Source organism: Amycolatopsis pithecellobii (genome assembly GCF_009707865.1).
In the GTDB taxonomy this organism is placed as follows: domain Bacteria; phylum Actinomycetota; class Actinomycetes; order Mycobacteriales; family Pseudonocardiaceae; genus Amycolatopsis_E; species Amycolatopsis_E pithecellobii.
In genome coordinates this window covers 41,678-64,579 of sequence record NZ_WMBA01000038.1, presented here as the reverse complement: position 1 = coordinate 64,579, position 22,902 = coordinate 41,678, and the positions used below count along the sequence as shown (strand labels likewise).

Below are 22,902 nucleotides of genomic sequence, written 5' to 3'. Positions count from 1 at the left end.
GGCCGGGCAGGCCGGGCGGCGGGGCCGCAAAGCGAGGCCAGCGCCCAAATGGACACGGCGGCGGAGCCCTCGAGGAGCAAGGGTGGTCATCCGATGACCTCCTCGTGGGCTGTCTCGACCGTTTCGCCGGAAGGGACTCCGCGGCCGCGGGCCAGTTCTGGGCCGTTGACGTAGTAGTCCTGCTCGTCGTCGCCCAGGCGCATCGGGTGCGGGGGTTGTTCCATGCCCGGCAGCAGCGGGGCCAGCAGGTCTTCCTTCGTGTAGATCAAGCGCTGACGATCGTCGTCGGCGAGTTCGTAGAAGTTGATCATTGTCAGTGAGCGGGTCGGGCAGGCTTCGATGCACAGGCCACAACCGATGCACCGCAGATAATTGATCTGATAGTCCTTGCCGTACCGCTCGCCCGGCGAGTACCGCGCGTCCTCCGTGTTGTCCCCGCCCTCGACGAAGATCGCGTCCGCCGGGCAGGCCCAGGCGCACAGCTCACAGCCGACGCACTTCTCCAAACCGTCCGGATGGCGGTTCAGCTGATGGCGCCCGTGATACCGCGGCGCCGCCGGTGCGCCGATCTCCGGGTACTCCTCCGTCGCCACCTTCTTGAACATCATCGAGAAGGTGACACCGAAACCCTTGACAGGATCAAATATTCCCATCGGAACTCCCAACCTGCGCGGGTTCTGCTGTTTCCACAGCCCTGCGCCGCTTCCTCTTCGCGGCACCACGATCCGGCACCTGCGGCACCGACAAATCCAACGGCGGCAACGGATAACCACCGCCAGTGATCGGTACGCCCTCCTCCTGCGGCGGCCGCCTGTCCGGCACCAGCAACGCCACCGCGATCGCCACCACGGCCACGATGACCACACCGATCACGATCTGGCCCGTCGACAACCCGCCGCTCTGCCGGACCGCGCGGAACGCGACGACCACCACGATCCACACCAGGTTCGCCGGGACGAGCACCTTCCAGCCCAGCTTCATGAACTGGTCATAACGGAACCGCGGCAGAGTGCCGCGCAGCCAGATGAACCCGAACAACAACGCAAACAGCTTGACAGTGAACCAGATCAGCGGCAGCCAGCCCTTGTTCAACGGCGAGTCGAGCCCCACGAACGGGAACATCCAGCCACCGAGGAACAACGTCGTGCAGAACGCCGAGACGATCACCATGTTCACGTACTCGGCGAGGAAGAACATCGCGAACTTCATCGACGAGTACTCCGTGTGGAACCCACCGACCAGCTCCGACTCCGCCTCCGGCAGGTCGAACGGCGCCCGGTTCGTCTCACCGACCATGGAAATCAGGTAGATCACGAAACTCGGGATCGTCAGGTAGAAATACCAGCCGTGCGCCTGCGCGTTCACGATGTCCCCTGTGGACAGTGACTGCGCGTACAGCACCACCGCGACGATCGACAAACCCATCGCGATCTCGTACGAGATCACCTGCGCCGCCGAGCGCAGCCCGCCCAGCAGCGGGTACGGCGAGCCCGACGACCAGCCGGCCAGCACGATCCCGTACACCCCGACCGACGAGCACGCCAGAATCACCAGCACGCCGACCGGCAGATCCACCAGCTGCAGGACCGTCTGCTGACCGAAGATCGACACCTGCGGCCCGAACGGGATCGCGGCAAGCGCTATCAGCGACGGCACCACCGCGACCACCGGCGCCAGGAAGTACACCTTGCGGTCGGCCGTGTCGGGGATGATCTGTTCCTTGAACGGCAGCTTCACCGCGTCCGCCAGCGACTGCAGATACCCGCCGGGGCCGACCCGGTTGGGACCCGGCCGGTTCTGCATCCGGCCGACCGCCTTGCGCTCCCACACGATCAGGAAGATCGTCAGGATCGGCCCGATCAGCAGGATCACCACGGCCTTGAGCAGGATCAGCCACCACGGGTCGTCAGCCAGCAGCTCGGCCCTCGTCAGCTGTTCCTGCGCGAAAAACGGGGTCATCATTCGCCTCCCGCTTCGATGGACACGACCGCGCCGTGCCCGGCACCGAGCTTCGCCCGTACCCGCGAGTCGCCGGAATTCGCCGGCACCCACACCACGCCCTCGGGCACGTCGGCCACCTCGACCGGCAGCGTGATCGAGCCGCGGTCGGTGGACACGGTGACCGTCTCACCGAGCTCACGTGCCGCGCCGGCCGAAACGCGGGCCACCACGGCACGCGCCGTCCCGGCCAGATGCGGCTCGTCGGCCTGCAGCGAACCGTTGTCCAGCAACTGGCGCCACGTCGCCAGCCGGACCCCGGCACCCGAGCCGTCCGCCGAAGCCGGCACGAAGGCCTGGCGCACACTGGATTCCGGGAGCCGGGACAGGTCGCCGTACGCCGCCGCAGGGGTCTGCGTGAACAGGTCCGCGTCCATTTCGACGGCGAGCGTGTCCAGCACCCGGCAGTCCGGCAGCGCACCGGTGTTCTCGAGCGTGATGTCGAACGGGCGGCGGCGGCCTTCCCAGTTGACGTAGCTGCCAGCCTTCTCGACGTCCGGCGCGATCGGCAGGACTACGTCGGCCCGCTCGGTGACACCGCTCGGCCGCATCTCCAGGCTCACCACGAACTCGGCCCGGTCCAACGCCCGGTACGCCAGTTCGGGATCCGGGAGGTCGCCGGGATCGACGCCGCCGACCACCACGCCGCTCAGCGAACCATCGGCCAGCGCCGCGACGATCCCGTTGGTGTCCCGGCCTGGCTGGTCGGAAACCGAGACGCCCCAAGCCTTTTCGACCTCCGCGCGCGCCGTCGCGTTGGTGACCGGACGTCCGCCGGGCAGCAGCGACGGCACCGCCCCGGCCTCGAGCGCGCCACGCTCACCCGCACGCCGCGGGATCCACGCGACCCGGGCGCCCGTGCGGGCGGACAGCTCGTGCACCGCGGTGAACAGGCCCGGCACCTCGGCAGCTCGCTCACCGAGGAGGATCACCGCACCCTCGGCCGCCAGCGCCACGTCAAGATCCGGCGCGTGCGACGCGAGACCGGCCAGCGCGGCGGGTTCCGAACCAGGCGCGCATGCCAGCAATTCTCCGAAAGTCTTGTGGACCGAGGACGTCGTCCACTGTCCCAAGTGGACGATCTTCGCGCCGCGCTTGCGGGCCGCCTTGCGCAGCCGCAGGAACACGATCGGCGCTTCGTCCTCGGGTTCGAAGGCCACGCACAGCACCGTTGGCGCCTTCTCCAGCGCCGCGAAGGTCACGCCCTCGGTGCCGACCACGTGGGAGGCGAGGAACGACAGCTCCTCGTCCGAGTGCGCACGGGCGCGGAAGTCGATGTCGTTGGTGCGCAAGGCAACCCGTGCGAACTTCCCGTACGCGTACGCGTCCTCCAAGGTGAGCCGGCCACCGGCCAGCACGCCCACACCACGCGCGTCACGCGCGACGGCCAGCCCGGCGGCGGCGACGCGCATCGCCTCGGTCCACGAAGCCTCGCGAAGCTCACCCGACTCGTCCCGCACGAGTGGCCGGCGGATCCGATCCGATGCCTGCGCGTACCGGAACGCGAAGCGGCCCTTGTCGCACAACCATTCCTCGTTGACGTCCGGGTCGTTGCCGGCGAGCTTGCGCATCACCTGGCCACGGCGGAAGTCCGTCCGCTCCGCACAGCCCGACGAGCAGTGCTCGCACACGCTCGGCGAGGACACCAGGTCGAACGGGCGTGAGCGGAACCGGTACTGCGCCGAGGTCAGCGCGCCGACCGGGCAAATCTGGATCGTGTTGCCCGAGAAGTACGACTGGAAGGGCTTGCCCGACGACGTCCGGGACGCCATGTCGAGCACATCAGCGGTTTCGGCCGTCCCGATCTGCTGGTGCGCCCCACGTTCGAGCAGGTCGATGAACGGGTCACCGGCGATCTGCGCGGAAAACCGGGTGCAGCGCTGGCACAGCACGCAGCGCTCGCGGTCCAGCAGCACCTGGGTCGAGATCGGCAGCGGCTTCGGGAACGTCCGCTTCTTGTCGACGAACCGGGAATCCGCGCGGCCGTGTGCCATCGCCTGGTTCTGCAGCGGGCACTCACCGCCCTTGTCGCACACCGGGCAGTCCAGCGGGTGGTTGATGAGCAGCAGCTCCATCACGCCCTGCTGCGCCTTGTCCGCCACCGGCGAGGTGAGCTGCGTCTTGACGACCATCCCGTCTGCGACCGTCATCGTGCACGAGGCCTGCGGTTTCGGCATCGGCCGCCCGCCCATCTCGACCTCGACGAGGCATTGCCGGCAGGCGCCCGCCGGGTCGAGCAGCGGGTGGTCGCAGAACCGCGGGATCACCGTGCCGAGCCGCTCCGCGGTGCGGATCAGCAGCTCACCCTTCGGCGCGATGACCTCCTCGCCGTCGATCGTGAGCTTGACGTAGCCCTCCGGTACCTCAACCTTGGGCTCTTCTGGCGCCATCGTCATGCCTGTGCTCCCACCAACTCGCGCTTGTTGCTCTCGCACAGGGCGAGGAACTCGTCGCGGAAGTACTTGATGCCGCTGGTGATCGGGCTGACCGCACCGTCACCGAGGGCGCAGAACGACCGGCCGAGGATGTTGTCGCAGACGTCGAGCAGGGTGTCGATATCGGACTCCGTGCCCCTCCCGTCGACCATCCGCTCGAGGATCTGCGCGAGCCAGTACGTGCCCTCGCGGCACGGCGTGCACTTGCCGCAGGACTCGTGCTCGTAGAACTGGGTCCACTTCATCACGGCCCACGGCACGGACACCGTCTCGTTGAAGACCTGCACGGCCGTGGTGCCCAGCATCGAGCCCGCTTCGGCCGCGCCCTCGAAGTCCAGCGGGATGTCGAGATGCTCGGCCGTGAACATCGGCGTGGATGAACCGCCGGGTGTCCAGAATTTCAGCGGGATACCGTCCTTCATCCCGCCGCACAGCTCGAGCAGCTGCCGCAGCGTCGTGCCCAGCGGCGCCTCGTACTGGCCGGGCCGCTCGACGTGACCGGAGATCGAGTAGATCTTCGGCCCCGGCGACTTCTCGCGGCCCATCTTGCGGAACCAGTCGGATCCGGCGTTGACGATGTAGGGCACGCTCGCGATCGTCTCGACGTTGTTCACTGTCGTCGGCGCCGCGTACAAGCCGGCCGCGGCGGGGAACGGCGGCTTGAGCCGTGGCTGGCCGCGGCGGCCTTCGAGCGAGTCGAGCAGTGCTGTCTCCTCGCCGCAGATGTACGCGCCGGCACCGGCGTGCACCGTGATGTCGAGGTGGTAACCGGAGCCCACGATGTTCTTGCCGAGGTATCCGGCGCCGTACGCCTCACGCACTGCCGCGTTGAGCCGGCGGATGCAGTGCAGCGCTTCGCCGCGTACGTAGATGAAGCAGTGGTGCGAGCGCATCGCGTACGAGGCGATGATGCAGCCCTCGATGAGCGAATGCGGGTCCGCCATCATCAGCGGAATGTCCTTGCAGGTACCCGGCTCACCCTCGTCGGCGTTGATCACCAAATAATGAGGCTTGGCAGTGCGTCCATTGACGTCCGGCGGCATGAAGGACCACTTCACGCCCGCCGGGAAACCCGCGCCGCCACGGCCGCGCAGTCCGGCGTCCTTGATGAGCTGGACGAGCTGTTCCGGGGTACCCGAAAGCGCTTTCTTGATCGCCGTGTAGCCCTCGAGTGCCTCGTACGTCGACAGGCGCCACGATTCGGGCGACAGCCAGCGTTTCGTCAGTACCGGGGTCAGCGGGTCGGTCATTTCTTCTCCACCTCCGGCAGCGGAACGTCCTCCATCACGGGCGCCGTCCAGCCGCGTTCCGCGGCCAGCCGCGCGCCCTGCAGGGTTTCCACCGCCTGCGACGGACCGTCCACTTCGGACCGGTACGTCTGTTCGTCCTCCGGGAAGAAACCTGCGAGCTGCAGCTCGGCACCCTTGAAGTCGGTCAGCGGCGCACCGCGCGTCGGCGCCGGTTTTTCCCCGCGCTGCAACGCTTTCACCAGTTCGATCGCCGACTCCGGGCTCTGCTTGTCGTAGTACTCGTAGTTGACCTGCAGCACCGGCGCGAGGTCACAGGCGGCGAGACATTCGGCGTGCTCCAGCATGATCGAACCGGGTGCGCCGGGCTCTCCCGCGACTTCCTCGTGCCCCACCCCGAGATGCTCGCCCAGCTGCCGGTAGATCGCATCCCCACCGAGCGCCGCGCACAGTGTGTTCGTGCAGACGGTCACCAGGTGTTCGCCGCACGGGCGCCGCTTGTACATCGTGTAGAACGTGGCGACCGCGCTGACCTCGGCTTCGGACAGATCCAGTTGCTGGGCGCAGAAAGCGATGCCTTCCTGGCTCACGTGTCCCTGCACGGACTGCACGAGGTGCAGCATCGGCAACAGCGCCGAACGCGACTGCGGGTACCGGTCGATCAGGTTCCGCGCCTTCGCGACGGTGTCGGCATCGAAGAGCTCTGTCATCAGCGGTCCACTCCCCCCATCACGGGGTCGATCGAGGCGACGGCGGCGATGACATCGGCCACCAGCCCGCCCTCGGACATCGCGGGCATCGACTGCAGGTTCACGAAACTCGGTTCCCGCACGTGTACTCGCATCGGCCGGGTGCCACCGTCGGACACGACGTGGAAACCCAGCTCGCCGCGCGGCGACTCGACCGGCGCGTACACCTGACCCGGCGGCACCTTGAAGCCTTCGGTCACCAGCTTGAAGTGGTGGATCAGCGATTCCATCGACTGGCCCATGATCTTCTTGACGTGCTCGAGGGAGTTGCCCATGCCGTCACTGGAGATCGACAGCTGCGCCGGCCACGCGATCTTCTTGTCCTCCACCATGACCGGGCCCGGCTCGTCGAGCCGCTTGAGCACCTGCTTGATGATCCGCAGCGACTGGTGCATCTCCTCGACGCGGCACAGGTACCGCGCCCAGCAGTCCGCCTCCGTCGAAGTGGGCACATCGAACTCGAACTCCTCGTAGGAGGAGTACGGCTCAACCTTGCGCAGATCCCATGGCAGCCCGGCGGAGCGCAGCACGGGACCCGTCACGCCGAGCGCGAGGCACGCGTCGACCGGCAGGTACCCGACCCCCTTGAGCCGGTTGCGCCAGATCGGCTGACCGGTGAACAGCTTGTCGTACAAGGGAAGCCGCTTGTCCATCACCTTGACGAACTCGCTGATCTTCTCGTGCGCGTCGGTCGGCAGGTCCTGCGCGATCCCGCCGGGCCGGATGAACGCGTGGTTCATCCGCAGTCCGGTCAGGAACTCCAGCAGGTGCAGCACTTCCTCACGCTCACGGAAGCCGAGCGTCATCGCCGTGGTCGCGCCGAGCTCCATGCCACCGGTCGCGATGTACACCAGGTGCGAACCGATGCGGTTGATCTCGCACAGCAGCACCCGGATCAGCTGCGCCCGCTTGGGCACCTCCACGCCCAGCAGTTTTTCCACGGCGAGGCAGTAACCCAGCTCGTTGAACAGCGGGGACAGGTAGTCCATGCGGGTCACGAACGTGACGCCCTGGGTCCACGTGCGGTACTCGGTGTTCTTCTCGATCCCGGTATGCAGGTAGCCGATCACCGACCGCAGCTGGGTGACCGTCTCGCCTTCGAGTTCGAGCACGAGCCGGAGCACGCCGTGCGTCGACGGGTGCTGCGGCCCCATGTTGATGACCATGCGCTCGTCGTGCTCGGCGTCGGACAGCACGTCGTCCCAGTCACCGCCGCTGACGTGGTAGACGCGGCCTTCGGTGGTTTCGCGGGACTCCGCGTAGCCGGAGATGTCCGCGCTGCCTGTGCTATCCGAGCCGGGTGCGCTGGTGTCCGTGCCGGTCGTGACGTCCGACAGTCGATCGGTACTCATGAGTACGACCTCCGCTGATCGGGCGGTGGGATCTCCGCGCCCTTGTACTCCACCGGAATCCCGCCGAGCGGGTAGTCCTTGCGCTGCGGGAAACCGTCCCAGTCGTCGGGCATCAGAATGCGGGTGAGCGCGGGATGTCCGTCGTAGACGATGCCGAACATGTCGTAGGCTTCCCGCTCCTGCCAGTCGGCGGTCGGGTACACCTCGACCACCGACGGAACGTGCGGCTCCTCAGCGTCGTTGCAGTCGAGCGTGACCTCGAGCCGGACCCGGCGCCGGTAGGTCATGGACGTCAGGTGGTACACCGAATGCAGCCGCTGCGGCACATCCGGCCCATAGTCCACTCCGGACACCGAGCTGCACAGCTCGAACCGCAGCCCCGCGTCGTCACGCAGGATCCGGCAGGCCTGCACGAGGTACTGCTTGTCCAGGTACAGCGTGATCTCGCCGCGGTCGACGGTGATCTGCTGGACCGCCTCGGCCGGCACGTCGTTTTCGGCCAGTGCGGCGAAGAACTGGTCGGCGAACTCGTCGAACCAGCCGCCGTACGGGCGTTCCGCGGGCGCCGGGGTGTACGCGGGCAACCGCAGTCCGCCGTAGCCGGAGGTGTCACCGGCGTCGCGCACGCCGAACATGCCGGCGCGCGCACGGCCAGCCACCACGGGCTCGGCCGGGCGGGCACCGTGGGGCTGCAGCCCGTTTTCCGCGCGCTCGGCGCTGGACTGTTCGCCGCCCGGTTCTGGTTTCTGCTCAGGCACTCGGGATCACTTCTTCGCGTACTTGATCGACGACGGGATCAGCTCGGTGCGCTGTCCCGCCTTGAGCGCGGCCCGTCGTGGGCCCATCGGCTCGTCCTGGATCTTGGCGTGCAGCTTGAGAATCGCGTCGAGCAACATCTCCGGCCTCGGCGGGCAGCCGGGCAAGTACATGTCGACCGGCACGATGTGGTCGACGCCCTGCACCACCGCGTAGTTGTTGAACATCCCGCCCGACGACGCGCACACACCCATCGCGAGCACCCAGCGCGGCTCGGCCATCTGGTCGTAGATCTGGCGCAGCACCGGCGCCATCTTCTGGGTCACCCGGCCCGCGACGATCATCAGATCCGCCTGCCGCGGGGTCGCCGAGAACCGCTCCATGCCGAATCGCGCGATGTCGTAACGGGAACCGCCGGTGGTCATCATCTCGATGGCGCAGCAGGCCAGCCCGAAAGTGGCCGGCCACAAGGAGTTCTTGCGGGCCCAGTTGACCAGACCTTCGAGGCTGGCCAGCAGGATCCCGTTGGGGAGCTTCTCTTCCAGACCCATCTCAGTTCCAATCCAGCCCGCCGCGGCGCCACACATACGCGTAGGCGAAACCGACCGTGGCGATGAACAACAGGATCTCCACCAGCCCGAACAGGCCGAGCGCGTCCGCGTTCACGGCGAACGGGTAGAGGAAGACCATCTCGATGTCGAAAAGGATGAACAGCATCGCGGTGATGTAGTAGGCCACCGGCATCCGGCCGCCGCCGACCAGCGGCTGCGGTGACGGTTCGATCCCGCACTCGTAGGCCTGCAGCTTCGCCTTGTTGTAGCGGCTCGGGCCCACGAGCGGGCCGAGCAGCACGGACAGCACGGCGAAGCCGGCCGCCAGCACGAACAAGATGACCAGCGGCACGTACATCGCCGGGCTGGCAGACGCACCCTGCGCTAACACCACGTGTCAAACCCCTTCCGCAGCGTCGCGGTGATTGTGAAACTGTTCACAAGCTTCCCTACGAAGTTGTGAACGGGTTCACAAAGCATGGGGGCAGTGTAGGACGTACCTCACAACGTTGTCGCGGGGTCCTTCATTTAAGGCCGCCCTAACTTGCCGCGAGGCCAGAAACGGGCCGCGAGCCGGAGAGCTGGGACAACCGACCAAGATCAGCAAAGCCGTCCGATTTCACGGAGAGTCAATGTGACATAACCCACGCGAACGACATCACGCGCTGGGCGTCAACCGGGCGGCCAGCGCGATCATCCGGTCCACCGCGTCCCCGCCCTTGGCGTCGTAGCAACCGGAAAGTCCCTTGTAGACAAGAGGAATCAGCGGGTTGATCCGCAACCCGTACTTGGTCGCGGCGCGCATCACCTTCGGCTTCCCGATGGCCTTCGCGAACAGGTTGCCGAGACGGTAGTACCCGCCCATGAGTTCCTTGAGCGCCAAGGGATAACCGTACAGGGCGCGCTCCCTCGAGGACCCTTCGGGGCGGGCCAGCGCCTGCACGACGAACTCCGCGGCCAGCTGCGCCGACTCCATCGCCGACGAGATGCCCTCGCCGTTGAACGGGCTCACCATGCCACCCGCGTCGCCGAGCAACAGCAGCCCGTCGCGGTAGTGCGGGGTGCGGTTGAAGCCCATCGGCAGCCCGGCGCCACCGACGCGACCGACCGCGTTTTCCTCGCGGTAGCCCCATTCCTCCGGTGTCGAGTCGAGCCACGACCGCAGCAGCGCACGATAATCGGTGTTACGAAAGGCTTTCGTAGTGGACAGCATGCCGAGGCCGACGTTCACCGTGCCGTCGCCGAGCGGGAACGCCCACCCGTAGCCGGGCAACAGCTTGGGGTTGCGCGGGTCGCTGCGGTCCCACAGTTCGAGGTGGCCCTCGATGAACGCGTCGTCATGCCGCGGGCTCTTGTAGTAGCGGCGCACCGCGACGCCCATCGGGCGCTTGCCATCGGTGTCGATGCCGACGGAGCGGGCGAGCTTCGCGTTCACCCCGTCGCACGCGAGGACGAGCGGCGCGTGATAGCGGACCGGGGTCTTCTCCGCGCCGGACCGCGCCTCCACGCCGATCACGCGCCCGGTCCGCTCGTCGGTGATCGCCCCGGTCACCGTGGTCTGCTCCCGCAACCGCGCGCCGGCCTTGACCGCGATCTTCGCGAGCAGATCGTCGAAATCGTGCCGGGTACGGGAAACGCCGTAGGGCGGGTAGCTGGTCAGTTCGGGCCAGTCGAGTTCCAGCGTCAGCTCACCGGTCAGGATGCGCAGGCCACGGCTGTGCACCCAGCCTGCCTCCTGGCTCGTGTCGACGCCGAGGTCGATGAGTTGCTTGACACCGCGCGGAGTCAGCCCGTCGCCGCACACCTTCTCGCGCGGGAACGTGGTTTTCTCCAGCAGCAGGACGTCCACCCCGGCACGCGCCAGGTACGTGGCCACGGTCGATCCGGCTGGTCCGGCCCCGACGACGATCACCTGGGCGTCTTGAGTCATGCCAAAAGACTAGCCGCGCGCAGCGCGTCATTCGGGGGTGGTGGTCGGGCGAGGGGCCGGCGCTACGGAGGGCTTCACCGCGCGATGGATGGCGACGGCGCCGAATGTGAGGTTGAGCCATTCCACCTTCTGCCAGCCGGTGGCGGCCATCGTCTCGGCGAGCGCGCGCTGGTCGAGCCAGGCGGCCATCGACTCCGCGAGGTAGGAGTAGGCCTCCGGGTTACTGGAGGTGAGCCGCCCGAGCAAGGTCGTCGCGCGGCGGATGACCATGCGGTAGAGGAAGCGAATCGGCGCGAACGGCGGGGTGGACACCTCGAGGATCACCAGCCGCCCACCGGGTTTGACCACGCGCAGCAGCTCGACGAGCGCGGCCTTGGTGTCGACGAAGTTGCGGATGCCGAAGCTGATCGTCGCGGCGTCGAAACTGTCGTCGGCGAACGGGAGGCGCAGCGCGTCGGCGGCGACCATCGGCAACTCGCGGTGCTTACCGCGACGGAGCATCCCGAGCGAGAAGTCGGCGGCGACGCACCACGCGCCGCCGCGGGAGTACTCCGCCGTGGACACCCCGGTGCCGGCGGCGAGATCGAGCACCTTCTCGCCGCTTCTCGCGTCCAGCACCCGTGCCGTGGTGGTCCGCCAGCGACGGTCGAAGCCGAAGGTCATGAACGAGTTCGCGCGGTCGTATCCGCCCGCGACGTCGTCGAACATCGCTGCGACCTGGTGCGGGTCCTTGTCGAGGTTCGCTCGGGCCATGCCTAGAAATTAGCCCGCTGGGCCCGGCGGCTCCCGTTGAGGCTGGCTTTTCGTGACGAATTCACGAATAGGTGTCACCTGGAGGTGTAAAACTCGCGACAGTGGTTACCTCCAGTACTGGTCCAAAGGCGGTGACGAAGGAGGCACGCTCCGTGGGTGCACAGGAGACCAGCCGTAGGAGCGTTCTGCTTTTGTCCTTGCTTGGCCTGGCCGCCGCGTGCGGTCGTACGGACGCCGCTCCGGCTGCCCCTCCGCCGGCACCACCGCCTCCACCGGAGCCGTCTCCGTCCACCACATCGGTGACACCGCCGCCCGAGCCACCCACGCCCACGCTGCGCGTCGGCTTCTGCGGCGGGCCGAACGCGCCGGCGCTCGGGCGGATGACCGGCAACCTCACCGCCGCGGGAGAGCAGCTGCGGCAACAACTTTCCGCTTATCCCGAGGCCGGGCCCGTGGTCGAACTGATCGCCACCCGGGTGCACGCCACCCCCGGCCCCGACGGGCTCTACCGCAGCCGCGAGTCCGACAGCACCGTCGAGTCGTATCTGGCCGAGGCCCGGCGGCTCGGCGGCCCGCTGCTGCTGAACATCCAGCCGGGACACGCCGATTTCCCCACCGAAGTCCGCGCCTACGAACACTGGCTGACCGAGCCGGACGTCGGGATCGCACTCGATCCGGAGTGGGCCGTGGACCCCGGTGTCGTGCCGGGCAAGAAGTACGGGCACGTCGAAGGTGCCGTGCTGGACCAGGTTTCGTCCTATCTGGCCGGGTTGGTCCAGCAGCACGGGTTGCCGCCGAAAATGCTGGTGTACCACCAGGTCGCGGCGTCGGTGGTGCGTAACGAGGCCGATCTGCGGCCCCGCGACGGCGTGGTCCCGATCAAGGTGGTCGACGGGATCGGCGCGCCGGAATCGAAGCTCGCGACGTGGAACCTGGTTATGAAGGGCAAACCCGATCACGTGCAGGCCGGGTTCAAGCTGTTCTACGACGAGGACACCCGCAACGGCAGCCGGCTGATGACACCGGCGGAAGTCATGACGCTGCAACCGAAACCGGTGTATGTGGTGTACGAGTAGGCTCAGGACGGCATCAACGACAGCATGCCGTGTACGGACTTCGGCCAGGTGAACTCCTCGGCGCGGGCACGGGCCGCCGCACGACGCAGCTCCTCCGGGCTCTCCAGCAGCCCGGTGATCGCGCTGGCGAAGGCACCGGGCTGATCGGCGACGGCGGCGCCACAACCCGGCCGCACGATCTCCCGTAGCGCCGAAGACCGGGAAACCACCACAGGTGTGCCCGACGCCAGAGCCTCCAGCGCGGCCAACCCGAATGTCTCATGTGGACCAGGTGCGAGTGAAACATCGGCGCTGGCCAGGATTTTGGCCACTTCGGTGCGGTTGGCGACAAAACCGAGGAAGGTGACCGGCAGCCCGCGCGCCCGCTTTTCCAGCGCACGGCGGCGCGGGCCGTCTCCCGCGATCACCAGCCGCACCTTGTCCCCCGCCTCGGTCAGCTCGGCGACGGTGTCCACGCTGCGCTCGACGTGCTTCTCGGGCGAAAGCCGTCCACAGTGGACGATCAGCGCGTCGGCACCGCAGGCCAGCTCGGTGCGCCAGCCGGTGTCACGCCTGCCCGGCGCGAACGCGGCCAGGTCCACCCCCAGCGGGACGCGCTGCACGTTCGGCGCGCCGATCCGGTCGAACTCCTCACGCGCGAACTCCGTGGTGCAAACGACTTTGTCGTAGCTTCCCGCCATTCGGCGGTTCGCGACGTCCGCAAGGCTGCGGGCCAGCGGTGGCGGCACCAGGATCTGTTCCAGCAACCGGTCCAGCCGCTCGTGCGAGATCACCACGCTCGGTACCCCGTTCCTCCGCGCCCACGCGCCCATCCCGCGCAGCGTCAGCCGGTCGGACACCTCGAGCCGATCGGGTCGCAGCCCGCGCAGCAGCGCCTGCACCCGGAACGGGTCCACCGCGCGATAACCACCGGTGCCCGGAATCTTGGGCGCCGGCAAGGAAAAGCGCCGGACCCCGCTGGGCAGCAACTCATCCTGGAAAGCGCTTCCCGGCACGACCAGCGTCACCTGGTGTCCACTTGCGACATACCCGGCACCGAGATGGTGCAGTGCGGTGCGCAACCCGCCCGATCGTGGCCCGTAGAAGTTCGCCAGCTGAACGATGTGCACGGTCACGCCGCACGGGCGACGCGGCCGGTCACGGCCTCGTAGTGGCCGACGAGCTCGTCGCAGACGGCGGGCCAGGTGCGGCCGAGTACGACCTTGCGAGCCTTGCGCCCCAACCGTTCCCGCAACGCGGGATCCCTCAGGTCGTTCAGTTTGGCCGGCAGCTCACGCTCGAACCCGGCCCGGTCGGCGGGCAGCAGGTAGCCGGTGCGTCCCGGCAGCACCAGGTCCTTGGGCCCACCGGCGTCCGGTGCGAGGACCGGAAGTCCGGACGCCATCGCCTCCTGCACCGCCTGGCAGAACGTCTCGTATGGTCCAGTGTGGACAAAGACATCGAGGCTGGCGTATGCGGTGGAAAGCTCGTCACCGTACCGCGCGCCGAGAAAAGCGGCACTGGGGAGGCGTTCCCGCAACAGCTCGAGCTCGGGCCCGTCACCGACGACCACGACCCGGATCCTGTCGATTCCGGCGAGCGCCACCAGGCGGTCGACTTCCTTCTCCGGCGCGAGCCTGCCGACGAACCCGACGAGCAGCTCACCGTTCGGGGCAAGCTCGGCGCGCAACGCCGGATCGGCGTGCGCCGGCGAAAACCGCTCCACATCGACCCCGCGGCCCCAGCGGTACACCCGGGGAATCCCGTGCGCACGCAGGTTCCGCACCGAGTCGCTCGACGGCGCGAGCGTCCGGTCCGCCTTGCTGTGCAGCCGCCGCACCCACCGCCACGCGGCGCGGGCACCGAGGCCGAGGCCGTACGCGGTGGCGAACCCGGGAATGTCGGTCTGGTACACGGCGATCGAGGGCACCCGGAGGCGTCTGGCCGCGGCGAGCCCGCGAGCACCGACCACGAACGGCGAAGCCAGATGGACCACATCGGGCTGGAACGCGGACAACGCCGTGAGCACCGTCCTGGTCGGCAGCCCGATCGGCAGCGAGTTGACCACGGGCAGGTCCACGGCGGGGATGCGCACCACGGGCGCACCGCGATAGTCCGCGGGACCGGTCAGACCGGGGGCGACCACCAGCACTTCGTGTCCGCGGTCGCGCAGATGCTCGACGACACGCAGTACGGAGTTGGTGACGCCGTTCACCTGCGGAAGGAAGCTTTCGGTGACGATGGCGACGCGCACCCAGTCAAAATCTCACGATGCCCGGTTCGTCCGGGGAAGGTCGTGTAACTGCCAAGGAAACGGTGCCGGAACTTCTCGAAGCTGCGCCTTTCAGAGTAGACACTTCATCTCTTCGTAGCGTCGTGGACACTCGGTGCGGCCACACTAAACCGGCGTGACCCTCCTATCCGCCCGCCCGTCCCAGCCGGTCGAACCGGGCCTGCTGTCACGAGCGCTCGAGGTCGCCGGACGGCTCGCCAACGAAGCCACCGACGTCATCACCGCGACCGCGGGCCGGGGCGCCCATCCCGATACCAGGGACTCGCCGTTCGACTGGGTCACCGATACGGACCGCATCCTGGAGCGGCACACGCGGCGGGTGCTGACCGCGGAGTTCCCCGGAATTCCCGTGGTGGGCGAGGAATTCGGCGCCGACCATGGTGCCGAGGACGCGCCGTACCGCTGGGTGGTGGATCCGGTCGACGGGACCGCGAACTACGTCGCCGGGGTGCCGTGGTGCGCCTACAGCCTCGCGCTGATCGACTCGTCGGGGCCGGTGGTCGGGGTGGTCGCGGACCCGTATCGCGCGCAGATCTACGCCGCCGCCCGCGGCCGCGGCGCACGGGCCAACGGCAAACCGGTGCGGCTGATCGACCGCGGGATCACCGAAGGCGCGATCGTCTGCACCGAACTGGCGCGGCGCGGCCCGTGGCCCGGGATGGGCGAGTTCATCGAACGTGCCGCCGCCGCACACGCCGGGGTGCGGGTGCTGGGTTCGGCGGCGCTGTCGATCGCGCAGGTCGCGCTCGGCCACGCCTCGGCCGCGGTGCTGCACAGCTACCACGAGTGGGACGTCGCCGGCTCGGTGGCACTGGCGATCGAAGCCGGCGCGGCGGTGCTCGACCGGCGGGGCGCGGGGACGGCGCTGCCCGCCGACGGACTGCTGGTCGCCGCCCCCAGCGCGGCGGAGGAAGTACTGGCCTGGTGGCAGGAAACCGCCGGCTAGGGCTTGGCGGTCATCGCCGGTTCGCGTTCGGCGGGCGTCGGTGGCATGCGGCGTGTGCGGTGGCGGAGCAACCACAGCAACCCGATCGCCACGGCCCACGTGCCGAGGATCGTCGTGCCCAGCGGCAGCAGAGTCAGCGTCGCGCTGCGGCCTGCGACCCTGGCCAGCTCCGGGTTGCCGGTGTCGTACTCGATACGCACCAGAGCACCCGCGACCAGGCCGCCGGGGTACAGCACGCCGTTCGCCGGGATGTGCACGATGCCATCCGGGGTGTCGAACCGGATGATCGTCCGGTCCCACGAGACCGAGTCCACCTCGGCGTTCGCGGCGCCGAGGTGGCTCGTGATGGCCTCGTCATTGCGGATGGCGGCGAAGAGCAGGCCGACGCACACCACGGTGATCAATGCCGCGGCGCCGAGCACGACACGGCGCAGGATGCGCGGCCGGCCTTCGGTCTTCGTCACCCTTCCAGAGTAGCCACGACGTCAGTGCCCGTCGGCGGCCGCCAGCAGTTCGTGTGTCCGCTGGATCTGCGGGTACGACTTCGGCACCGGGCGGACAGCCGCCGCGAACGTGCTCGCCCCGTTCGGGCCCGCCGCCGGTTTGCCCGCGGTGAACAACCACGTCCGGAACAGGTCCTGCAACGGCTTGCCGGAAACCCGTTCGGACAGCGCGATGAAGTCCTCGATCCTCGCGGCGCCGCCCTTGTGCTCGGCGACCCACGTTTGCAGGATCTTGAAGAACGCCTCGTCGCCGACCGTGCTGCGCAGCGCCTGCAAGGTCAGTGCGCCGCGGTCGTACACGGCATCGTCGAACTGCTTCGCCGCGCCCGGGTCACCCGGCAGCACCTGCCAGAACGGATCATCGGCCGGATACAGGTCGTAGATGTACTGCGCCAGTTCGGCCGGGGTGCCTTCGCCTTCGTGCTCGGACCACAGATATTCGGCGTAGGAAGCGAAACCCTCGTTGAGCCAGATGTCGCTCCAGCGGCCGAGTGAGACCGCGTCACCGAACCACTGGTGCGCGTTTTCGTGTGCCACAACGGAAGTGTTGCTCCCGGACCGGAAGAACGCCGCACCGTACACGGGCCGCGTCTGCGCTTCGAGCGCGAACGACAGGCCTGTCGAGACCACCCCGCCCTGCGCTTCGAACGGGTACGGGCCGAATTTCGTCCCGAGGAACTCGTCGATCTCCGGCGTCCGCTCGACACTCGACTTCGCCGCCTCCAGCGACTCGCCGGTGGCCGGGTCATAGGCGGTGACGAAGGGCTTGCCGTCCGGCGTGATGGACTGGTCGACCTCGAACGCGCCGACCTCCAGCGTCGCGAGGTACGTCGCCTGCGGCTGGGTGCTGCGCCAGTTCCACCGCGTCCAGCCGGCCCGCTGCTTGGTCTTGCGCACGAGCGTGCCGTTGGACAGCGCGGAGACGTTGTCGGGGACTTCGACGGAAATGTCGTAGGTGGCCTTGTCCGTCGGGTGGTCGTTGGCCGGGAACCACCATTGCGAGTTCTGCGGCTCGTCCACCGCGAGCGCGCCGTCGGGCGTCTTCTTCCACGCCGTGTAGCCGTCGATCACGACCTTCGACGGGGTGTCGGCGTAGTTGACCACGACGGTGATCGTCTGGTTCGGGTTGAGCGGCTTGGCCGGAGTGACGACGAGTTCGCCGTTCTCGTCGGGGTGCGGGTGGAATTGCGCCGGAATGTTGTTGACCAGCACGGAATTGACGTGCAACCCGAAGTCGAGATCGAAGCTCGACAGGCTCTGCGTGGTCTTGGCACGGATCGTCGTGGTGCCGGCCAGCTGGTCGGTCGCCGGCTGATAGGTCAGCCGGATGTCGTAGTGCGAAACGTCGTAACCGCCGTTGCCCGCGAACGGGTAATACGGATCGCCGGCGCCCGGCGCACCCGGCTCGGGTGCGGCGATGGCCGTGGCGGTGAACAAAGTGGTCGCGATGCCGGTGGCGACAGCCCCCAGGCCCACGCGGGTTCGCATGTGCATGGCGCGGAAATCTAGCCGGAAAGATCCCCACCGGGTACGGCCGTAAGGAGGGTCCTACTTTCTGGGACGCTCAGCCGAGCACCGCCGAAACCGCCTCGCGCACGCGTGCGTGCAACTCGCGATGGCGCGAACGGTCGACCTGTACCTCCACGACCCGCAGGCCGGGGGCGGGCCGCAGCGCCTCGCGGAACTCCGCGACGCCGGAAACCCGTTGGTGCGGCACCTGAAAACCCGCGCACAACGACCCGAGGTCCGCGCCGTGCGGGGTGCCGAAGACCCGCTCGAACGAGTCCTGGTGCTCGGGCGCGCCCTGTTCCAGCAAGGAAAAGATCCCGCCGCCGTCGTCGTTGAGGACCACGATGGTCAGGTCCGGCCGATCGTCCGCGAGCAGAGCGTTGACGTCGTGCAGGAAAGTCAGGTCACCGAGCAGGGCGTACGAATGCCCCCGATGCACGCTCGCCGCGCCGATCGCCGTGGACACCGTGCCATCGATACCGGCCACCCCGCGGTTGCGGTGCACCAGCACGTCCGGCCGCATCCGGCCGGCGAGTGCCACGTCCCGCGCCGGGTTCGACGAACCCACCACGAGCAGCGCGTCCGGCGGCAACGTGTCGATCAACTCCGACGCGATCCGCAGCCCGCTGGGCCACTGCTCTCGATTGAGAGCAGTGCTCACAGCCGCGAGCGCCGCCCTGTCCGCACGCTGCCAGCTCGCCAGCCATTCCGGGTCGGCCGGTTTCGTCGGTTCGTCGAACCACTGGCCGACCTGCCGCACGTTGTGCGCGGGCGCGGGCCAGTCCGAGTCGGGCCGCACCAGCAGCACCTCGACGTCCGCGTCCGAAAGCAGCGCCTGCACCTGCCGGAACACCGTCGGCCGCCCGATGCACAGCACCTGCTCGGGTTTGTGCTCGGCGATGAACTTCTCCGCGCCCAGCAACCACACCCCGCTGGCGATACCCGTCTCACCGGACAGGCCAAGACCGCCGGTCTCCGAAACCATCGGCCAGCCGTGCCGCTGCGCCCATTCGCTGGCCGCGCGCACCCCGCTGTCACAGGCGATCACCAGTCCGCACCGGGCCGAGGGCACCACAAACGACGGCAGGGCACCGAAGTCGGGCAGTTCCGTCCAACGCGCCCCACCCGGCCTGCCGTCCAGCGACTCGTACCAGTCGTTCGAACCATCGGGGACCAGCGGCTCTCGGAACGGGATGTTCAGCTGCACCGGCCCGCACCGCCACTCGCCGTAGGCCGCGTTCCACGCCCGGCAGATCTGGCTGCGCCAGTAGGCGTTCTGCCCGGCCCGCCGCTCCGCGACGGCAAGCTCGTCGAAGTACCGGACCGCGTCGCCGTAGAGATGTCGCTGGTCGATGACCTGGTTCGCGCCCGCAGCCCGCAGCTCCGGGGGCCGGTCGGCGGTCAGCACGATCAACGGCACCCCGGCGCGGTCGGCCTCCAGCACCGCGGGGTGGAAGTTCGCCGCGGCCGTGCCCGAGGTGCAGACCACCGCGACCGGACGCCCCGTCCGCGCGGCGATGCCGAGCGCGAGGAACGCCGCGCCCCGCTCGTCGATCCGGACATGCAGCTGAAGCCTTCCCGCGGTCGCGGCGTCGTGCAGTGCCAGCGAAAGCGGCGCGTTGCGCGAACCGGGGCACAGCACCACGTGGGACACGGTGTTGCGAACGAGTTCGTCCACGAGAACCCTGGCCTGTGCGGTCGATGGGTTCACCAGGTCACCCTTGGTGTGTCGTCCGTCATCTCGGCCACAGGTCCTATTCTCCCAAACGTGCATGACGCCCAGGTTTCCGAGCTGTTCGACCCCGCCGCGTGGACCGAGGTCGAGGGTTCCGGCTTCACCGACATCACCTACCACCGCTCCGCCGAAACACGCTCCGGAAAGCGTGTCGTGCGCATCGCGTTCGACCGGCCCGAGGTCCGCAACGCCTTCCGGCCGCACACCGTGGACGAGCTCTACCGCGCGCTCGACCACGCGCGGATGAGCCCGGACGTCGGCTGCGTCCTGCTCACCGGGAACGGCCCGTCGCCCAAGGACGGCGGGTGGGCGTTCTGCTCCGGTGGAGACCAGCGTATTCGCGGTCGGTCCGGCTATCAGTACGCCAGCGGCGAGACCTCGGACACGGTGGACCCGGCGCGGGCCGGCCGCCTGCACATTCTCGAGGTGCAGCGGCTGATCCGGTTCATGCCGAAGGTGGTCATCTGCGTCGTGCCGGGGTGGGCGGCCGGGGGCGGGCACTCGCTGCACGCGGTGTGCGATCTCACGCTGGCCTCGGCCGAACACGCGCGGTTCAAGCAGACCGACGCCGACGTGGGCTCGTTCGACGGTGGGTTCGGCTCGGCCTACCTGGCCCGCCAGGTGGGGCAGAAGTTCGCGCGCGAGATCTTCTTCCTCGGCCGCGAGTACACCGCCGAGCAGATGCACACGATGGGCGCGGTGAACTCGGTCGTGCCGCACGACTCGCTGGAGGCCGAGGCGTTGCAATGGGCGTGGGAGGTCAACGGCAAATCGCCCACAGCTCAGCGGATGCTCAAGTACGCGTTCAACCTGATCGACGACGGTCTGGTCGGCCAGCAGCTGTTCGCCGGTGAGACCACGCGCCTGGCCTACATGCAGGACGAAGCGGTCGAGGGACGCGACGCGTTCCTCGAGAAACGCACCCCCAACTGGTCCGATTTCCCTTACTACTACTGAGCGCGATCCGACAAGTCAGGTGCGGCCAACGCCCAATGGCAGTTCTTTCAACGTCGTCCTGGTCGCTTCGTCGATGAAAGGGCCAGGACGCTCCGTCGATGCTTCGATATCTCGCCAACGGCACATCACGACTTCAAGTTGTTCGAACTTGTTTCCGGCGTGCTTACTCGCCAATGTGACCGTGCGCGCCCCATGGTCACGCACCGCGGCGATCTCTGCTCGATGATCGTTGATGTGCCAGTCGCGGGTGATGATGAGCCAGTTGCTGCGGCAGACCACAGGCAACGCACCTGAACCAACAGCTTCGCAAGTCCAAGCAGGTCCGCGTCGATGTAGAAGCGAACGACCGCTTTCTTGGCGTTTCGTTCACTCACGCCGCGCGTACAGCGTTTTCGTAGCTGACCGCCCAGCGCACATCTCGAACCGTCAGGTCGAAGTCATCGGCAACTTCGGCGACGCTGGCTCCAGGCCGGCCAAACCGGACGTCTGGGCGTATCCGCACTTCCGATTTCGGCTCGTCGTGAGGGCGCCACGCCACGGCGACATCGTCGGCCCATTCGACTCGCTGGACGAACGCGTCGGAAGGAGCGGTCAGCAGATACTGGCCACTGACGGGGTACGGCACGCCATATTCCTCGCGCAACTTCGTGATGAACGCGCGGAGCTCCTTCATCGGAACTCGAATTGAGGGTGCGCTGTGACACACGTAGCAACCGAGCGGCCTCGGCCTCCGTGTACATCTCCTGGTCAAGCACGAGGGTCGTCACGGGGTAAGAATGGCACACCGAACCATCAGAGACTCGATACTTACGACTGCCGAGAGGTTTCCGCGTGCACGTGGTCTGGACCGACGAGGTCGCGCAGCTTCGGGACGCGCTCGCCGCGGCGCTCGACGGGGGTGAGGCGCTGTTGCCGCTGGCGCCGGGGTCCGACGCACTGCTGACGGCCATCGCACCGGCGGAACCGGTGGAGCCGGGGACCGCGGTGATCATCGCGACGTCCGGCTCGACCGGTGAGCCGAAAGGGGTCCTGCTCTCGGCGGACGCGCTGCGTGCCTCGGCGACGGCGACGCACGAGCGGCTCGGCGGGCCGGGGCACTGGCTGCTCGCGACGCCGGCGAACTACATCGGTGGACTGCAGGTCATGGTGCGTTCGCTGCTGGCCGGGACGGCGTGCGCCGTGCTGCCGCCGGGGCGGTTCGACGGCGAGCTGTTCGCCGACGCCGCGGCGCCCGTCCTGCGGGAGGACGGCCCGCGCTACACCGCGCTGGTGCCGACCCAGCTGACCCGCATTCTCGACGCCGGTGGCCGGGGTCTGGCGGCGGCACGCGCCTTCGACGCGATCATCATCGGCGCCGCCGCGACGCCGCCGGCGTTGCGGGACAGAGCCGCGGAGACAGGCGTGCCCATTGTGCCGGCCTACGGGATGAGCGAAACGGCCAGCGGGTGCGTGTACGACGGCGTGCCGCTCGACGGCGTCGAGGTGCGGATCGGTCCTGACGAGCGGGTGCTGATCGCCGGTCCCGTGCTGACCCACGGGTACCGGCTGCGGCCGGATCTCACCGCGGAGGCGCTGGTCGACGGCTGGTTCCGGACAGGAGACCGGGGACGGCTGGCGGATGGTCGCGTCGAGGTCCTCGGCCGGCTCGACGACGTGATCAACACCGGTGGGGTCAAGGTGTCGGCGGCGGCGGTGGAACGGGCGCTGGGCGCGTGTACCGGGGTTCGCGACTCGTGTGTCGTGGGCCTGCCGGACGCCGAATGGGGCGAGGCGGTCGCCGCGGCGGTGATCACGGACGGCCCGGTCGAGATCGCGGATTTGCGGGCGGCGGTGCGGGCCACGGTGGGTGCCGCGGCGGTGCCGAAGCGGTTCGAATTCGTCGACGCCCTGCCGCTGCGGGGCCCGGGAAAGGTCGACCGCGGGGCTGTCTCCCGACTTTTCCCTGGGATTGGTTGACAGGTCACAGACAGTCCCGTTTCACTCGATCGTATGAAACGCTTCGTCTTTGCCCTCCTGGCCTTCGTGGCCGTGGCCATCGCTGTGACCCCGGCTGCTTCGGCCGCCGCGGCGGCGGGGGAACCCGGCAGCGGCACGCTCACCTGGTCCGTCCCGGTCCTCGGGGAGTAAGCACCG

The 22,902-nt window shown here is 68.3% G+C and carries 23 protein-coding genes; 5 read left to right on the top strand and 18 right to left on the bottom strand.

From position 1 onward, the window contains the following. Window positions 1–86 precede the first annotated feature (86 nt). The 11 genes from nuoI to GKO32_RS22705 all read right to left on the bottom strand — a co-directional run bounded on the left by nuoI (window position 87) and on the right by GKO32_RS22705 (window position 11,771). Window positions 87–653 carry an NADH-quinone oxidoreductase subunit NuoI gene (gene nuoI / locus GKO32_RS22755; RefSeq protein ID WP_154758895.1) on the bottom strand — a complete coding sequence of 189 codons (567 nt, stop codon included), beginning with the start codon at window positions 651–653 and terminating at the stop codon, window positions 87–89. Further along, window positions 640–1,959, bottom strand: coding sequence for an NADH-quinone oxidoreductase subunit NuoH (gene nuoH / locus GKO32_RS22750; protein WP_154758925.1), 1,320 nt, complete (start codon window positions 1,957–1,959; stop codon window positions 640–642). Before nuoH ends, nuoI begins: the two co-directional genes overlap by 14 nt. Then, window positions 1,959–4,394 carry an NADH-quinone oxidoreductase subunit G gene (locus tag GKO32_RS22745; RefSeq protein ID WP_154758894.1) on the bottom strand — a complete coding sequence of 812 codons (2,436 nt, stop codon included), beginning with the start codon at window positions 4,392–4,394 and terminating at the stop codon, window positions 1,959–1,961. The genes nuoH and GKO32_RS22745 overlap by 1 nt, the downstream gene beginning before the upstream one ends. Continuing rightward, complete coding sequence (nuoF, locus tag GKO32_RS22740; protein ID WP_154758893.1) at window positions 4,391–5,683, bottom strand: NADH-quinone oxidoreductase subunit NuoF; 1,293 nt, start codon at window positions 5,681–5,683, stop codon at window positions 4,391–4,393. Before nuoF ends, GKO32_RS22745 begins: the two co-directional genes overlap by 4 nt. Beyond that, window positions 5,680–6,390, bottom strand: a complete 711-nt coding sequence (gene nuoE, locus GKO32_RS22735) for an NADH-quinone oxidoreductase subunit NuoE (RefSeq protein WP_154758892.1) — start codon at window positions 6,388–6,390, stop codon at window positions 5,680–5,682. Before nuoE ends, nuoF begins: the two co-directional genes overlap by 4 nt. Beyond that, window positions 6,390–7,781, bottom strand: a complete 1,392-nt coding sequence (locus GKO32_RS22730; protein ID WP_154758891.1) for an NADH-quinone oxidoreductase subunit D — start codon at window positions 7,779–7,781, stop codon at window positions 6,390–6,392. The genes nuoE and GKO32_RS22730 overlap by 1 nt, the downstream gene beginning before the upstream one ends. Next, window positions 7,778–8,539 carry an NADH-quinone oxidoreductase subunit C gene (locus GKO32_RS22725; protein ID WP_312868360.1) on the bottom strand — a complete coding sequence of 254 codons (762 nt, stop codon included), beginning with the start codon at window positions 8,537–8,539 and terminating at the stop codon, window positions 7,778–7,780. The genes GKO32_RS22730 and GKO32_RS22725 overlap by 4 nt, the downstream gene beginning before the upstream one ends. A gap of 6 nt (window positions 8,540–8,545) precedes the next feature. After that, entirely contained in the window at window positions 8,546–9,088 is a 543-nt protein-coding gene (locus tag GKO32_RS22720; RefSeq protein ID WP_154758890.1) for a NuoB/complex I 20 kDa subunit family protein, read from the bottom strand. A gap of 1 nt (window position 9,089) precedes the next feature. Beyond that, window positions 9,090–9,446 (bottom strand): NADH-quinone oxidoreductase subunit A, encoded by a 357-nt coding sequence (locus tag GKO32_RS22715; protein ID WP_154758923.1) that lies wholly within the window; start codon window positions 9,444–9,446, stop codon window positions 9,090–9,092. A 300-nt stretch (window positions 9,447–9,746) separates the two neighbouring features. Then, window positions 9,747–11,018, bottom strand: a complete 1,272-nt coding sequence (locus GKO32_RS22710; RefSeq protein ID WP_154758889.1) for a geranylgeranyl reductase family protein — start codon at window positions 11,016–11,018, stop codon at window positions 9,747–9,749. 27 nt (window positions 11,019–11,045) lie between these two features. Continuing rightward, entirely contained in the window at window positions 11,046–11,771 is a 726-nt protein-coding gene (locus GKO32_RS22705; RefSeq protein WP_154758888.1) for a class I SAM-dependent methyltransferase, read from the bottom strand. Between the two features lie 299 nt (window positions 11,772–12,070). On the opposite strand from GKO32_RS22705, the gene GKO32_RS22700 reads away from it, so the two are divergent. After that, on the top strand, window positions 12,071–12,847 hold the full coding sequence (locus GKO32_RS22700; RefSeq protein ID WP_208024513.1) for a hypothetical protein: 777 nt from the start codon (window positions 12,071–12,073) through the stop codon (window positions 12,845–12,847). 2 nt (window positions 12,848–12,849) lie between these two features. Here GKO32_RS22700 and GKO32_RS22695 read toward each other — a convergent pair whose 3' ends face one another. Both GKO32_RS22695 and GKO32_RS40220 read right to left on the bottom strand, forming a co-directional pair. Continuing rightward, window positions 12,850–13,956 (bottom strand): glycosyltransferase family 4 protein, encoded by a 1,107-nt coding sequence (locus GKO32_RS22695; RefSeq protein ID WP_312868365.1) that lies wholly within the window; start codon window positions 13,954–13,956, stop codon window positions 12,850–12,852. A 2-nt stretch (window positions 13,957–13,958) separates the two neighbouring features. Next, window positions 13,959–15,080: a glycosyltransferase family 4 protein gene (locus GKO32_RS40220; protein WP_312868359.1), complete on the bottom strand. Its 1,122-nt coding sequence runs from the start codon at window positions 15,078–15,080 to the stop codon at window positions 13,959–13,961. Between the two features lie 154 nt (window positions 15,081–15,234). Between GKO32_RS40220 and GKO32_RS22685 the strand changes: the two genes are divergently transcribed. Continuing rightward, window positions 15,235–16,065 carry an inositol monophosphatase family protein gene (locus GKO32_RS22685; RefSeq protein ID WP_312868358.1) on the top strand — a complete coding sequence of 277 codons (831 nt, stop codon included), beginning with the start codon at window positions 15,235–15,237 and terminating at the stop codon, window positions 16,063–16,065. Here the strand turns inward: GKO32_RS22685 and GKO32_RS22680 are convergent. The 3 genes from GKO32_RS22680 to menD all read right to left on the bottom strand — a co-directional run bounded on the left by GKO32_RS22680 (window position 16,062) and on the right by menD (window position 19,788). After that, window positions 16,062–16,529, bottom strand: a complete 468-nt coding sequence (locus GKO32_RS22680; protein WP_312868357.1) for a DUF3592 domain-containing protein — start codon at window positions 16,527–16,529, stop codon at window positions 16,062–16,064. The genes GKO32_RS22685 and GKO32_RS22680 overlap by 4 nt on opposite strands. Window positions 16,530–16,550: 21 nt before the next feature. Then, a complete protein-coding gene (locus GKO32_RS22675; RefSeq protein ID WP_154758886.1) occupies window positions 16,551–18,062 on the bottom strand; it encodes a M1 family metallopeptidase in 1,512 nt (503 codons plus the stop codon). A gap of 70 nt (window positions 18,063–18,132) precedes the next feature. Beyond that, the gene (gene menD, locus GKO32_RS22670) at window positions 18,133–19,788 is read right to left on the bottom strand and encodes a 2-succinyl-5-enolpyruvyl-6-hydroxy-3-cyclohexene-1-carboxylic-acid synthase (protein ID WP_312868356.1); all 1,656 of its coding nucleotides are present in this window, start codon (window positions 19,786–19,788) and stop codon (window positions 18,133–18,135) included. A gap of 57 nt (window positions 19,789–19,845) precedes the next feature. Between menD and GKO32_RS22665 the strand changes: the two genes are divergently transcribed. Next, window positions 19,846–20,769: a 1,4-dihydroxy-2-naphthoyl-CoA synthase gene (locus GKO32_RS22665; protein ID WP_312868355.1), complete on the top strand. Its 924-nt coding sequence runs from the start codon at window positions 19,846–19,848 to the stop codon at window positions 20,767–20,769. Between the two features lie 15 nt (window positions 20,770–20,784). On the opposite strand, the gene GKO32_RS22660 is transcribed toward GKO32_RS22665, so the two are convergent. Together GKO32_RS22660 and GKO32_RS22655 are read right to left on the bottom strand one after the other, a co-directional pair. Further along, window positions 20,785–21,048 carry a PIN-like domain-containing protein gene (locus tag GKO32_RS22660; protein WP_154758884.1) on the bottom strand — a complete coding sequence of 88 codons (264 nt, stop codon included), beginning with the start codon at window positions 21,046–21,048 and terminating at the stop codon, window positions 20,785–20,787. Window positions 21,049–21,139: 91 nt separating this feature from the next. Then, a complete protein-coding gene (locus GKO32_RS22655; RefSeq protein ID WP_154758883.1) occupies window positions 21,140–21,442 on the bottom strand; it encodes a hypothetical protein in 303 nt (100 codons plus the stop codon). A 158-nt stretch (window positions 21,443–21,600) separates the two neighbouring features. Between GKO32_RS22655 and menE the strand changes: the two genes are divergently transcribed. Further along, on the top strand, window positions 21,601–22,725 hold the full coding sequence (gene menE / locus GKO32_RS22650; RefSeq protein WP_312868353.1) for an o-succinylbenzoate--CoA ligase: 1,125 nt from the start codon (window positions 21,601–21,603) through the stop codon (window positions 22,723–22,725). Window positions 22,726–22,758: 33 nt separating this feature from the next. Then, on the top strand, window positions 22,759–22,896 hold the full coding sequence (locus GKO32_RS22645; protein ID WP_154758882.1) for a hypothetical protein: 138 nt from the start codon (window positions 22,759–22,761) through the stop codon (window positions 22,894–22,896). Window positions 22,897–22,902: the final 6 nt, after the last annotated feature.